The sequence below is a fragment of the Streptosporangium sp. NPDC023963 genome, assembly GCF_040639135.1.
Lineage (GTDB): Bacteria > Actinomycetota > Actinomycetes > Streptosporangiales > Streptosporangiaceae > Streptosporangium.
Genome location: NZ_JBEZZK010000002.1, coordinates 127,375 through 139,320 on the forward strand (window position 1 = coordinate 127,375; position 11,946 = coordinate 139,320).

The following is an 11,946-nucleotide window of genomic DNA, read 5'->3' on the forward strand; positions in this document are numbered from 1 at the left end:
GAACGCGGTGCTCTCGGAGGCGGTGGAGGAGTTGCCGGCCGCGTCCCTGGCCACCACGGACACGGTGTAGGCCGTCGAGGGGGTCAGGCCGGTGAGGGTATGGGAGGTGCCGGTGGCGGTGGCGACCTTCGTCGTTCCCCGGTAGACGTCGTAGCCGCTGACGCCCACGTTGTCGGTGGAGGCGGTCCAGGTCAGGGTGGCGCCGGTGGCGGTGATCGCCGAGACGGCGGGCTTGCCCGGCCGCGACGGGGCCTCGGTGTCGTCCTCCGGGGCCTCCGTCGTGGTGAACGCGGTGCTCTCGGAGGCGGTGGAGGAGTTGCCGGCCGCGTCCCTGGCCACCACGGACACGGTGTAGGCCGTCGAGGGGGTCAGGCCGGTGAGGGTGTGGGAGGTGCCGGTGGCGGTGGCGACCTTCGTCGTCCCCTGGTAGACGTCGTAGCCGCTGACGCCCACGTTGTCGGTGGAGGCGGTCCAGGTCAGGGTGGCGCCGGTGGCGGTGATCGCCGAGGCAGCGGGCTTGCCCGGCCGCGACGGCGCCGCGGTGTCCACCGGCTCGTCGCCGGGCGGGTTGCCCCACACCTTCGTCGTGCCCGCGTAGACCGTCATGTTCTGCGCCCGCACCGGGGTCGCGCCCGGCGTGGTGGCGATACCGGTGTACGACCAGTCGTTGGACGGGTCCCACGTCCCGGTGCTGGCGATGCGGAACTGCACCTCGCGCCGGTGCTGCGACTGCCCCGCCGGGGCGATCGAGGTGTTCGAGCAGTCGATGGTGACGTAGTAGGTCTTCCCGGACAGCAGGGTCGGCCCGGTCGGGGCCTTGCACTGGTTGTAGGCGGACGACACGGAGACCTGGCTCGCGGTCGTGCTGCCGTCGAGGGTGAAGTAGTAGCGGAACGAGCCGTTGGTCAGCGAGCGGGCCGGCCAGGCCGACTGGTTCCGCACGATGGCCTTGATCTCGGTGAACGCCGAGCCGGAGGCGTTGACCCCGGCCTCCACGAAGATCTCGGGGCCGTCGGGGGTCTCCGCCACGGGGAAGTTCGCGGCGGGGGCCCCGCCGTACTCGCGGTAGAGGCGGGCGAGGGCGCTGGTGAAGCCCGCGTTGTAGTCGGTGGCGACCTCGTTCATCACGTAGTCGTCGCGCTTGTCGGTGTACTTGTCGTCGGGGTCGGGCGGGCCGCCGACGAGGGCGCCGTACAGGGTGTGGCGGGTCTCGACCGGGTTGGTCATCTGGTCGGTCCACGAGCCGTGCGCGGTGCGGTGGTGCGGGTTCTTCGGCGGGTTCGCGCCGAACCCGATCATGTACGAGGAGTTGCGCGGGTTGTCGCCGAGCGCGTAGTTGATCTGCCTGACCGCGAAGTCGTGATATCTCGCCTTACGCGTCGCATCGGTGATCGAGTCCGAGTGGACCAGCGCCGCGAACGAGGTGTTGGCCGCGTAGCGCAGCGACCCCCACCGGTCGAGCACGGCGTGGCCGCCGGGTGAGTACCTGATCCGCTGTCCGTTGACCCCGACCGTCCAGTAGTCGAGCCAGCGGTTGGCGTCGTCGAGGTACTTCTGCTTGCCGGTCAGCTTGTTCAGCAGCACGTAGGCGCCGTAGGACTTGTCGTCCCAGGCGATCGTCCACTTGTAGGACTTGATGGTGGACTGCGGCTCGGTACCGAGGTTGTCGTAGTACGACTCGGCCTTGGCCAGGTAGGAGGCGTCCTGGGTGGCCCGGTGCAGCCAGATCGCGCCCCAGACGAGCTCGTCGTTGTAGCCGCTCCACGACTGGTAGTACCCGGACGCGTCGGTGATGCAGTCGCTGTACTTCTTCCGCACGGTGTCGGCGAAGGTGTAGAGCTGCTTGGCGTGCGTCACCAGCGTGTCGGCATAAGTCGGATTTGTCGGGCGGAAGACGATCGACGAGGCCGCCATCGCCGCCGCCGTCTCCCCGGCCAGGTCCGACCCCCCGCACGAAGCGTCGATCTTGTACGCGGGCCGCTCCATCTGCATCGCCTCGGCCGGCCCCCACCAGGCGTGGTCCTTGCCGCCGTTGCCGACCTGCCCGTACAGCACGTTCGCCGACGGGTGGGCCTTGATGAAGTAGTCGTTGACGAACTTGAGGTTGTTCAGCAGGTGGGTGAGCTGCCCGGAGGAGGCGTACGCGTCGCGGTACTCCACCGCGCCCCAGGCCAGCATCGTCGCGCTCGCCGCCATCGGCAGGCCGAACTTGACGTGGTCGCCCGCGTCGTACCAGCCGCCGGTCAGGTCGAGCCCGACGTCCTGGCCGTCGCCGAGCCCGGAGGGGCCGCGCCAGCTGACACGGTTCCAGCTCGGCAGCGTCCCCGACTGCTGGGCCTCGTAGAACCAGATGGACTTCTGCAGCGCCTCGCCGTACGCGAAGGCGGGCGCCGCGGCCTGGGCGCCGGTGGCGGGCACCGTCACCGGCACGGCCGCCAGCGCCAGCAGCGCGAGCGCCGCCAGACTTCTCTTCATGGGGGGTGTGCCTCTCGGAGGTGGTGCTCGGGGCGTGGCGGCAGGTCAGGGGTGCTACCACGCCCCGAGGTCTCAGGGGCCCGGGTCCGGTTCGGCTCGGGCTCGGGTCGGGCCCGGGCCCGGCCCGCGGGAGGGCCGGACCCGGGGGCGGGGGGTCAGGGGAAGAGGCGTCCGTACTCGGCGAGGGCGACGGCGACGTCCACCTGCGCCCAGAACCGGTGGTAGTTGAAGGACGGCGCGGGGCCGGTGCCCTTCAGGTAGGCGTCCACCTTCGGCCAGTCCGGGTCGTTCTTGTAGAAGGACCGGATCGACATGAAGGTCGAGCTGGAGTTGATCGTGTCGCCGTTGGGCATCTTGCCGGTCCAGCCCGGGGGCACGTAGACCGGGTCGTTGAGGCGGCTGTAGTCGGCCTTGGTCTCGGTGACCGACACGCCCTTGGCGTCCTGGTTGTTCTTCCACAGGCCGTCGAGCAGGCCCTTGGCGACGGCCTTGGCCGTGGCGTTGCCGGACTTGGCCGCGTAGTACATCAGCACCTTGGCGTACGAGCCGGCCACGCCCACGTCGGTCGTGTAGTCCCTGATGCTCACGTGCAGCCCGGAGTTGGTGCCGGGGTTGCTCGGGTTCCAGGTGTCGGGCTGGCCGGTCCACACCAGCGTCGAGGGGATCTGGTAGGTCCCGTCGGCGTTGATCGTGGTGTTGTCGGTGGCCCACTTGACCCACTTGTCCAGCACGAGCTTGGCGTCGGCGTTGCCGGTCGCGTAGTACAGCTCCGCGACCCGCTCCATCGACCACGCCTGGAAGCCGAACCACTGGTTGGACGGCGGGTCGTGGTAGACCGGCTGCCAGTCGTAGGCCATCCCGTAGAAGGTGGGCAGCGTCGACGGCGGGGCCGCGTAGTGGCCCTGCCAGCTGTTGGTGGCGCCACCGGCGATCGCGCCCTCGGACGACTGCAGCCAGCGGTAGAACTCCATCTGCCGCTTGGTGCTGGTGGTCCAGTCCTGGACGGCGGTCGCGCCCTTGGGCTTGAGCGCGTCCACGCTGGACAGCACCCACGCGGCCATCGGGTTCTGGTAGCCGGAGTGGTTGTGGCTGGAGCCGATCCGCCAGGCCCATCCGGCGGAGGTGTCGTAGGCGCCGCCCCAGGCGTAGTACCAGCTCAGCAGGTAGGCCGAGCTGTCCTTGCCGGTTCCGGCCGCACACGAGGTGCTGGTGCAGCCCTGTTTCTTGAAGTACTTGTCGTACATCGCGTAGCGCAGGTAGTCGCCCATCTTCGCGGCCTTGGAGATCGTGGACGAGACCTGGGCCTCCTTGCCCTGCTCCTTGGCCCAGGTGTGCGCCCAGTAGGCCACCTGGACGGCGCGGGCGTCGGCGTCGGGGGCGTTGGTGTACTTCCACTGCTTGGCGTAGGAGCTGTCACCGGTGAACAGGTCCAGGAACCCGTTCGGGCCGCCGTGCTTGAAGGTGTCGCAGGACGGCTGCGGGATGGTCTCGAAGACCGACTCCTCCGGGCCGCGCTGGTAGGTGTTGATGTACGCGGGCTTGGTGGTCCCGTCGCCGCAGCGGCCGAAGCCGTAGGTGTTGTCCACGTCCAGCAGCCAGTGCATGCCGTAGACGTCGCTGGTGCCGTAGGCGGTCTTCAGCTCGTTCGCGATCGGGTCGACGCCGACGCTCACGCCGCCGTCCAGCTTGGACGGGTACTGCTTGATGTCGTCCCACTCGCCGGCGTACGTGGCGGGCTTGGACGGGTTGTAGTTGGCGTTGGTCGGCTGGTCGGCGGTGGCCGGGATGATGTACTTCTCCATCGAGGCCCAGGCCTCGTTGAACTTGGTCCAGTCGCCGGTCACCTTGCCGTACGCCGCCTCCAGCCACAGGTAGTAGCTGTAGGCCTCGGAGGTGGTCTCGTGCCCGTGGTCCGGCGCCTCGACCAGGAAGGTCTCGACGGAGTGGTAGGGCACGCCCTGCGGCGAGAAGTAGCCGTTCGCCGGGTCCTTGAGCTTGTTGTACATCTCGGTGAAGCGCTGGATGTACTCGTTGTCGCCGCCCTCCGAGTCGTTGTCGACCTCGGTGGCGGTCGCCTTGGCCGCGGTGTGGCCGGTGGCGGTGGAGGTGAACTCGGCGCTGTCGGAGGCCTCGTCGGCATCCTCGGCCGCCTCGACCCGTACCGTCTGGGCCGTGTTCCAGTTGGCGGTGGTGAAGGTCAGCGACGCGCCGGAGGCGACGGTCAGGTCGGTGTCGCCGCTCGTCCTGGCGGTCGTCACGGTGACGTTCGCGGACGGGGCCTTGGAGAGCTTGACCGCGAGGTTGGCCGAACCGCCCTCGGGGACGGCGATCGTGGCCGGGGTGAGGACCACGGCGGGGGCCGAGTCGGCGGTGGCGGTGATCCCCACGGGGGCGGAGGTGGTGACCGCGCCCTTGTCGTCGGTGGCCCTCGCGGTGAGGGAGTAGCTCCCGGCGGCGACGCCCGTCCAGTTGTAGGCGTACGGCGCGGTGGTGTCGGTGCCCAGCAGCGTGGTGCCGTTGAAGAAGTCGACCTTGGCGATGGAGCCGTCACTGTCGGCCGCGGTGGCGGTGATCGGCACCGTCGCGGGCGCGGCGAAGGTGGCCCCGGCCGCCGGACTGGTGATGCTCACCGTGGGCGGCTGGTTGACGGGGGTTCCCCCGCAGGTGGTGCCGTTGATCGTGAAGGCGGCCGGCTTGGGGTTGGAGCCGGACCAGCTGCCGTTGAAGCCGATGCTGGTCGAGGCGCCGGTGGCCAGGTTGCCGTTCCAGGCGAGGTTCCGGGCGGTGACGGCCTGGCCGCTCTGCGCCCAGGTGGCGCTCCAGCCCTGGGAGACCCTCTGGGTGGTCGTCGGGAAGTTGAACCCGAGGGTCCAGCCGGTCAGCGGGTCACCCAGGTTCTTGATGGACACGTTGGCGGTGAAGCCGCCCTGCCAGTCGGTGGTGTTGTACGTCACATCGCAGGAGACGGCGGCGAGGGCTGGGGAGGCGGCCAGGGCGGTGGTCGTCCCGGCCGCCAGGCTGATCAGCGCCAGCGCGGCGATCCTTCTCCGGAAGCGTGGGAGCGCTCCCGCTTTACTGGGGAACAAATGCATGAAATGGGCCTCCGTGAATGGGGATCGATGCGAAGTCGCTGGTGGTGGCGCCGCATCGGATCAAGCAAAGGAGAGAGGGGGTGGGAGCGCTCCCATAAGGGATTCTGGAGACGGTGAACGGGATGTCAATGGCATGCGCCCCCGGTTACGCCGATGTTTCGTGGCCCATGCCGTCAGGCTGCTGCGATCCGGAGGGCCTTTTTCGCGGACCATGAAAGTTTCATGACTTTCGATCTTGCTGCCCGAGTGCTTGCTTGTGGACACGCGTTCGGGCCCGCACGGCCCCGCGGCCCGTGTCCGGCGCGGCCGATAACGATCTGACGGAAATTTTGGATCGCGACTGATGTGTACGGGTGTGTCACTCCTGTGATCCATCGGTGCGTCTGGTGGGATCTGTAAGTGACCCCCGCCTGTGTCCACCAGCGGGGTCGCGCCCTTCCGCCGGCAGGCGGCGTGCGGTCCCGGACGGCTCCACCCGGGGCCAGAGCCGAGGAGCGGTTGATGTTCCTGCACACCAAGCATTTGCAGTTCGAGGCCAAGCCGGAGAAGCCCGACCCGGTCTATGCCCACAAGCTCCAGGAACTGCTCGGCGGCGCGTACGGCGAGATGACCGTGACGATGCAGTACCTGATGCAGGGCTGGAACTGCCGGATGCCCGGCAAGTACAAGGACCTGATCATGGACGTCGCGACCGAGGAGATCGGTCATGTCGAGATGATCGCCACCATGATCGCCCGCCTCCTGGAGGGCGCGCCCGCCACCGCGACCACGAAGATGGCCGCCGCCGACCCCGTGGTCGGTGCCGTGATGGGCGGCATGGACCTCCAGCAGGTCATCGTCTCCGGAGGGGGTCCCCTGCTGGCCGACAGCAACGGCTACCCCTGGAACGGCCGCTACATCGTGGCGAGCGGCAACCTGCTGGCCGACTTCCGCGCCAACGTCGCCGCCGAGGCCCAGGGCCGCCTGCAGACCGCGCGGCTCTACCACATGACCGACGACCCGGGCGTGCGCGACATGCTCAAGTTCAACCTGGCCCGTGACACGCTGCACCAGAACATGTGGCTGAAGGCCATCGAGGAGCTCCAGACCGACGGCCTGGAGGACGTCGTCGTCCCGGACGACCTGTTCGACGAGGAGTACGCCGAGCACGCCTCGGCGATCTGGGACCTGTCGGAGGGAACCGAGGGGACGCTGGGCGGCTGGGCGTCCGGCCCGCAGCCGGACGGCCGTCACGAGTTCTCCTACCTCCTCGATCCCCAGCCGCTCGGCGGCCCGGCCGGCCCGCCGCCGCCCGACCCCAAGCTGTACGCCACCTACGACGGCAGCATGGGCGATCCGGCGGGCCCGGCCCTCGGCACCGAGGCCGGCCCCCTGGGCAAGCTCAAGGAAAAGCTCAGCTGACCCGCACGCGGCGCCCGCCGGCGGCCCGCCCCACCGGCCGTCGGCCGGTGGGGCGGATTCACAGTTCTCCGGCCCGTCCTGTCAGCGCGCGTGGCGATGCTGCCGGAATCGTGGGTGGTGGTGACGCTTGCGTTCGCGGTTCTTCGGCCCGAACAGGGTGTAGCTGCGCGGACGCTTCGCGGCACCCCGGCCCTTCGCGCCGTCGCCCGAGGTGGCGGCGGGAGCGGGAGCCGCCGGGCTCGCCGGTGACGCCGGGCAGATGCCCTCGGGGCCGACGGGCACGGTCAGCACCGATGAGGCGCTGGGCTCCAGCCGGTTCGTGCCCGCGAAGGCCGCCACGAACTCATGGGTGCGCGGCGGGATCTTGTTCACGATCAGTTTCGCGTGGCCCGCGGCGTCCGACGGGGACTGGTCCTGGCGCACCCCGTTGGCGAAGAAGTCGACCGGCCCGGCCGCGGGGGCCGCTCCCGAGGTCGTGACGGTCGCGATGAGGGTGAGGTGACCCGGCGCTCCCGGATCGCAGAACGCGGCCAGCTTGGTGGCGGTCCTTCGCTGCGGCACGACCGCGCAGGCGGATCGTGTGACGGTGGCGCCGTCCAGGTTGACGGTGCCCAGGCGGGCCAGAAGGCGGCCGTTCACGGTCGCGCCACCGGCCGCGTTGATCGAGGTCAGCGCGAGGACGCTCCCGGCGAAGCGGGATCCGGCCCCCAGCGAGGCCGAACCGCCGACCTGCCAGACGACGTTGCACGCCTGTGCGCCGTTGACGAGCCGCACGGTGCTGGCGGGCGCGGTGACCAGGGCGGGAGCCCTGAAGACGAAGACGGCGTTCGGATCCCCCCGCCCGTCGAGGGTCAGCTCCCCGCCGATCTGGAAGGCGCCCGAGATGGAGTTGTAGACGCCCGGCGCCACCGTGGTCCCGCCGAGCTGCGCCGGGAGGGAGGCGGTGCCGGGCCGCCTCGCCGCGTTGGCGTAGGCGACAGCCAGGTCTTCCTGGGCCTGTTCGGCGACGGAGTCGTCCAGGTAGACGGCGCCGACCACGACGCCCGGCGGGAATCCGGCGGTCGTCGAGCCCGGGCTCACCCCGACCTCGCCGGTGACGACGGTGGCCCCGGTGCCGGCGACCGTCGTGCCCGCCAGGACCGCGAATTCCGCGGCCGCGCCGAGCGCCACCGGTACCGGTACCGGCGCTGTCGTGCCTGCGGTGCCTGTCATGTGCGCCGCGCTCGCCGTACGCGGTGTCGCGGCGACGCAGCCCAGCGCGACCGCGACCGTCACGGCCCCTGTCAGCCAGGAACGGACGGTATTTCGCGAAACGATAGGGGAGTGACCAATTACTGTCACGGTTTCATCCTTTTCTTTTGGTATTTCTCCGTCCAGGCGCATTGCCGATGATGCGCCGTTTTTCCGAGACTACTGATCGGCGGCGCCGTGGTCGCCGTACGACATGCGGGTTGTTTTGTCGTGTTACTTATTCGTGGACAAATGAAAATGCGGTCATGTTGATGTTTGTGGCGATATTCAGTGGGATGTCGTTCCGTCGGTCACGGCCCGGCGGCGTTCACGGGTCCGTTTCCACGACGAGAGGGCGTGCCGCCTGGCGGCACGCCCTCGATGGTCTCGAAGCGCGGGAAGACCGGGCATGGACGGGCCCGGGGACGACACGCGGGTCGGCGCACGGATGTGCCGGGTGAGTTCCCGGCACGGGACACTAGCGCCGGTGGCGGCAGCACCTGGCCCACGAGTGGTGGCGGTGATGCTTGCGCTTGCGGTCCCTTATCTTGATCGCGTTGCCGCTGCTCTGGTTGTTTCTGATGCTCTGACGGTCCTTGTCCTTTTGGTTCACCGCCACCGCCGCCGGTGCCGACGGCGGTGGCGGTGGCGGGCAGAGGCCGTTCGGGCCGACGACCACGGGCTGCGGTGCCGAGGCGCTGGCGTCCAGATCCGCGTTGCGGAAGAAGGCTGCCACGAGGTAGGTCCCCGGTCCGAGGTCGGTCACGGCCAGGGTGGCGCGGCCGTTCGCGTCGATCTGGGCCGTGCCCAGGCGCACCCCGTTGGAGAAGAACTCGGCCGGTCCCGTGGGCGGTGTCGGCCCGGAGGCCGTGACGGTCGCGGTGAGGATGAGCCGGCCCGCCACGCTCTGGGAGCACACCGCGCTCAGCGTGGTGGCGGTTGTCCTGTCTTCCCTCGGCGGCGGGCCCTCGCAGTCGGTCGGCGTGACGAGGTTGGTGTCCATGGTGACGGCGCCGTTGCGGGCCAGCAGGCGGCCGTTGACGTTCACGCCGGTGGTCGCGGTGATCGAGGTGAGCGCGAGGATGTTCCCGACGAAGCTGGAGCCGGTGCCCAGCGTGGCCGAGCTTCCGACCTGCCAGAAGACGTTGCACGCTTGCGCGCCGTTGGTGAGGTTCACCGTGCTGGCGGACGCGGTGACCAGGGTGGCGGCGGTCTTGAAGATGAAGACGGCGTTCGGGTCACCCTGCCCGTCGAGTGTCAGCTCCCCGGTGATCTCGAAGGTGCCCGAGGCGGAGTCGTAGGCGCCCGGTGTCACGGTGGTCTCGCCGAGTTCCGTCGGGAGGGAGGTGGCGAGCTGCCCCGCCGCGTCGTCGTAGGCGGCGGTCAGGTCGACCTGGGCCTGCGCCGCGTCGGCGTTGGCGGCGTGGACGGTGCCGACCACGACGCCGGGCGGGAAGCCGGTGACCGCCGACCCCGGGCTCACCCCGAGATCTCCGGTGACCACGGTGGGGCCGGGGTCGGCGGTCACCGTCGTCCCCGCCAGGACCGCGTAGTCCGCGGCCGTTAGAAGGTCCGGTGCCGTCGCCGCGCTCGCCACCCGCGGTGTCGCGGCGACGCAGCCCAGCGCGACCGCGACGGTCAGGACCCCGGCCAGCCAGGAACGGGCGGTATTTCGCGGAACGATACGCGAGTGACCAACTCTTGTCACAATGCTGTCCTTTTCTTTTGGTATTTCTCCGTCCAGGCGCATTGCCGATGATGCGCCATTTTTTCTGACCCTACTGATCGGCGGTGTCGTATCTGTTATACGACATGCGGGGTGTTTTATTGTGTAGTTATCGAGGCATATAAGAGAGATATGGCTATGTTGCTGTTTGTGGGGGTGCCCGGGATGTTCCGAGGGAGGACGGATCCGGCGGTGAAGGCCGCGTCCGCACGACAAAAGGCCGCGTCCGCACGACGAAGGGCCGCGTCCTTGTCCCGGCCACGGTTCACACCACGAGAGGGCGTGCCGCTCGGCGGCACGCCCTCGACGGTTCCGTGAACGAAGAGTCGAAAATCAGGTGCAGGTGATTCCGGACGCACCCGGGGTGGAGGGCCCGTTGGCGGTGAAGCCGACGACGACGGACTGACCCGCCGGGAGGTTGGCCGCGTGGCCCGGGGCCTTCGCGGTGAAGGTGGTCCCGCTCTGCGTGACGGTGGCGTTCCAGCCGCTGCCGAGCGTCACCCCGGACGGCAGGGTCCAGCTCACCGACCAGTTGTTCCAGGCCGAGGTCCCGGTGTTCTTCACGGTCAGCGCGGCCTGGAAGCCTCCCTGCCAGGAGTTCGTGAGCGCGTAGGACGTCTCGCAGGCCGTGGTCCCCGGGGTCGGTGTCGGCGTGGGGGTGGGCGTGCCGCCGCCGACCGGCGGGATCAGGTACGGCTGGAGGATGTCCTGCTTGTCCTGGTTGATGGAGGTCCAGTCGTCCTTGGCGATGCCCCCGGTGTCACCCGAGTTGGGATTCCACGACCAGTAGGTGAACGACATCCCGTTCACCCCGGTGCCCAGATATTTCATCAGCTCCTGGAGCCAGACCTTGTCCACGGCCGCCTGCATGGTGGTCCCGAACTCGCCGAGCATGATGGGGGCGATGTTCTGCTTGTAGAGGTAGCCCCAGTACTTGTCCCAGATCGCGGGCATGTTCGCCGGATAGTTCGGTGCGTCGAACCACGTCTGGCGGTAGACCGAGGTGGCGTAGTCGTGAGGCGAGTAGACCAGCCGGTTGGCCACGTTCAGCCGCACCGGGAACTCCCCGGCCTTCGACAGGTTGCCGCCCCACCAGCCGCAGTCCTCGTCGTTGCTCGGGTCGTTGTCCCAGACGTTCGACAGGCCCCCGCTCGGGCAGCTCACGCCCTCGACGAAGATCAGCCAGTTGGGGTTGACCGACAGCACCGCGTTGCCCGCCCGCTCGGCGGCCAGCCGCCAGTCGCGCGCGGTGTCCCCGCAGCCCCAGCACGCCCCGGTGGCGGCCGGATTGGTGCCCTCGGCGTGCGGCTCGTTGTGCAGGTCGGCGCCGATGACGGTGGTGTTGCCCGCGTACCGCTGGGCGAGCGCCTTCCAGTCGTTGATCCAGGTGCTCTCCGGCGTCGCGGCGACGTACCACAGCGGCGACTGCCCGGCCGCGGTCGGCCGGTGCCGGTCGAGGATGATCCGCATGCCCTTGCTTCCGGCGTACGCGATGACCTTGTCGAGGATCTGCAGCGGGCTGTTGCCCACCAGGTCCGGGTTGACGAAGTCGTTCACGCCGCTGGCCACCGCGCCGGGCTTGAGGGCGTCGTTGGAGAACGGCACGCGGAGGGTGTTGTAACCGAGCGAGGCCATCTTGTCGATCTGGCCTCTCCACGGGTTGCTCGACCACAACCCGTGGAAGGTCTTGTTGTCGGTCTCCATGCCGAACCAGTTGATGCCGGTCAACCGGACGGTCGCGCCCGTGCTGTCAACGATCTTGTTACCGGAGGTGCGCAGGTAGCCGGTGCCGGTTCCGCCCGCGGCACCGGCCGGGGAGGAGCCGAGCGCGACCGCCAGCGCCGAGGTGACCACGAGCGCCGCGAGCGCCGCCGACCACCTGCGAACACGCAGGACTTTCATCTAGAGCCCTTCGAGGACGGGATCTGTACGCGAGGGGAGGGCCCCCGCGATCGAAAGGTGCGGCCGGTCGCGCTCGCCATGGTTCGGCGCCCACCCCGTTCCCGTCAACCGCCGCCGGCG

At 69.3% G+C, this 11,946-nt stretch carries 6 protein-coding genes; 1 reads left to right on the plus strand and 5 read right to left on the minus strand.

The genetic code is table 11. The features are described 5' to 3' along the window. On the minus strand, window positions 1–2,475 hold a 2,475-nt coding region (locus AB0F88_RS06710), incomplete at its 3' end, for a glycoside hydrolase family 9 protein (protein WP_362678225.1). Between the two features lie 155 nt (window positions 2,476–2,630). After that, window positions 2,631–5,567 (minus strand): glycoside hydrolase family 48 protein, encoded by a 2,937-nt coding sequence (locus AB0F88_RS06715; RefSeq protein ID WP_362678227.1) that lies wholly within the window; start codon window positions 5,565–5,567, stop codon window positions 2,631–2,633. A 501-nt stretch (window positions 5,568–6,068) separates the two neighbouring features. Between AB0F88_RS06715 and AB0F88_RS06720 the strand changes: the two genes are divergently transcribed. After that, window positions 6,069–6,968 carry a manganese catalase family protein gene (locus AB0F88_RS06720; protein WP_362678229.1) on the plus strand — a complete coding sequence of 300 codons (900 nt, stop codon included), beginning with the start codon at window positions 6,069–6,071 and terminating at the stop codon, window positions 6,966–6,968. An 81-nt stretch (window positions 6,969–7,049) separates the two neighbouring features. Here the strand turns inward: AB0F88_RS06720 and AB0F88_RS06725 are convergent, their stop codons facing one another. The 3 genes from AB0F88_RS06725 to AB0F88_RS06735 all read right to left on the minus strand — a co-directional run bounded on the left by AB0F88_RS06725 (window position 7,050) and on the right by AB0F88_RS06735 (window position 11,826). Then, complete coding sequence (locus tag AB0F88_RS06725) at window positions 7,050–8,243, minus strand: ice-binding family protein (protein WP_362678231.1); 1,194 nt, start codon at window positions 8,241–8,243, stop codon at window positions 7,050–7,052. Between the two features lie 433 nt (window positions 8,244–8,676). Next, entirely contained in the window at window positions 8,677–9,906 is a 1,230-nt protein-coding gene (locus tag AB0F88_RS06730) for an ice-binding family protein (RefSeq protein ID WP_362678233.1), read from the minus strand. Between the two features lie 351 nt (window positions 9,907–10,257). Further along, window positions 10,258–11,826 (minus strand): cellulase family glycosylhydrolase, encoded by a 1,569-nt coding sequence (locus tag AB0F88_RS06735; RefSeq protein WP_362678235.1) that lies wholly within the window; start codon window positions 11,824–11,826, stop codon window positions 10,258–10,260. Window positions 11,827–11,946: the final 120 nt, after the last annotated feature.

Coding starts and splice junctions, on each gene's coding strand:
- AB0F88_RS06715 (WP_362678227.1), bottom strand. CDS start 5,567: ATGCATTTGTTCCCCAGTAAAGCGGGAGCGCTCCCACGCTTCCGGAGA.
- AB0F88_RS06720 (WP_362678229.1), top strand. CDS start 6,069: ATGTTCCTGCACACCAAGCATTTGCAGTTCGAGGCCAAGCCGGAGAAG.
- AB0F88_RS06735 (WP_362678235.1), bottom strand. CDS start 11,826: ATGAAAGTCCTGCGTGTTCGCAGGTGGTCGGCGGCGCTCGCGGCGCTC.